Origin of the sequence: Acinetobacter towneri DSM 14962 = CIP 107472 (assembly GCF_000368785.1) — a bacterium.
GTDB classification, from domain to species: domain Bacteria; phylum Pseudomonadota; class Gammaproteobacteria; order Pseudomonadales; family Moraxellaceae; genus Acinetobacter; species Acinetobacter towneri.
On sequence record NZ_KB849679.1, the window covers coordinates 46,891 to 48,648 of the forward strand.

The window sequence follows — 1,758 nt, forward strand, 5'->3', positions numbered from 1 at the left end:
TATGTCCGTTTGATAAATCTGAATTTACAATTTCACCCTCTTGATTCATCAGCAAGTGTAATTTGCAACCATAAAACCAGCCCATCGTACTTTTACCACGAGAAGCAATCTCATCTAAAGCATGATGACCTTTAGGGATTCTTTTATTTTTACAAACAGGTAAAGGTGTTGAATCAATCCATAAATATGAACTTTCATCTTTTTGGCTCAACGCATAAAGCAAAGCATGAATAGCAAGTTGGTGCTGATTGATGAGGGGAATCAGGTTTTTATAACAAGGCAAGTCTTTAAAGAGTTTGCTTTCAAACTGACAAAGCAAGTTAAAAAACATCTTAAAATTATGTACTTGAGATGTTTTATAGTAGATGGAGATAGCCACAATTTCTGATAAAGATAGCGTTGCTTGTCTGGTACGTTGACGTTTGTTTTCTTGCTTGAGAAATTGCCAATAGATGGGTTCAAATTTTTTGAAAAAATCATCAACAATACAAAAAATTTCTGTAAAATCGTACATGGTAGTTAGAGCCTTTGGGTTGTGTCGTAACTTTCTAAATGGCTCTAACTACCTTTTTTTCAAGGGCTTTTCTTATCCGTAATTCGGGTTAATATAGATGCAATGCAAATACAACACAGATGGATTGGTCAGCAAATGTTAAAACAAAGTGTGTTTACCATGGCAGCAATGCTTATCAGCTTCAATACGATGGCAGCCAACACCGTGGTAGAAATGACAACCAGCATGGGCAATATTGAAATCGAACTGTTTAATGACAAAGCCCCAGTTTCTGCAAAGAACTTTGAAAATTATGCCAAGTCAAACTTCTATAACGGTACGATCTTCCATCGTGTTATCCCAGGCTTTATGGTGCAAGGCGGTGGTATGGATGCCAATATGCAAGAAAAGCCAACCAAAGCGACCATTCGTAATGAATCAAGTAATGGATTGAAAAATACCCGTGGTACCTTGGCGATGGCACGTATGAATCATCCTGATTCTGCCAGCAGCCAATTCTTTATTAATGTGGTAGATAACGATTTCTTAAATCGAAGTCCACGTAACGCAGGCTATGCGGTATTTGGTCAAGTCACTAAAGGTATGGATGTTGTCGATAAAATTGTAAAAGTACCAACAGGCAACTATGGCATGCATCAAAATGTACCGAAACAAGCGGTAAAAATACTCAGTGTGAAAGTGAAAGAGGCTGCCCCAACAAAATAAGCGGATTTAGATTGCAAAAATATGAAAAACATATTTTTAATTTAAAATTATAGGGTTAGTGCGAGTTTTGTGTGTTTTTGAACCAAAATAGTGCGTAAAAATCCAACACTCGTGAAAACAAGCAGTTAAAAGCACTTGCACGTGTAGGAAATTGCCCTATAATGCACCCATCCCGACGCGAAACAGCCTACGAACTTAGCTTACAGGGTTGAGTTGTTAGAAGTGTTTTGCGTTAAAATTTCTGCTGACGAGGCAGAAATTAAGATCATTAAGAGATTATGAAGAACAACTTGTGTGGATTTTTACTGATTGATTAATCGAAGATATTTCATTGATTGATTGGTTTAAATTACTCGAAGTTTATTTGAGCGAAATTTAAGTCAGAAAATTGATGAGCCAGATTTGGAAGTTTAGATTAAAACTTCAAAATGATTTTAACTGAAGAGTTTGATCATGGCTCAGATTGAACGCTGGCGGCAGGCTTAACACATGCAAGTCGAGCGGGCGAGGTTGCTTCGGTAACTGAGCTAGCGGCGGAC

General features: G+C 37.4%; 1 protein-coding gene, 1 rRNA gene and 1 pseudogene. 2 read left to right on the forward strand and 1 reads right to left on the reverse strand.

Going from position 1 to position 1,758, the window contains the following annotated elements; genetic code table 11:
- Positions 1-514 (reverse strand): annotated as a pseudogene (locus F947_RS00545) (IS982-like element ISAba4 family transposase); the annotation flags it as partial.
- Positions 515-649: 135 nt separating this feature from the next.
- Between F947_RS00545 and F947_RS00550 the strand changes: the two are divergent.
- Entirely contained in the window at positions 650-1,219 is a 570-nt protein-coding gene (locus tag F947_RS00550) for a peptidylprolyl isomerase (RefSeq protein ID WP_004969822.1), read from the forward strand.
- A 435-nt stretch (positions 1,220-1,654) separates the two neighbouring features.
- Positions 1,655-1,758 (forward strand): 16S ribosomal RNA (locus F947_RS00555); the annotation flags it as partial.

Excerpts from the sequence above, each read along its gene's own strand:
- F947_RS00550 (WP_004969822.1), top strand. The coding sequence starts at position 650 with ATGTTAAAACAAAGTGTGTTTACCATGGCAGCAATGCTTATCAGCTTC.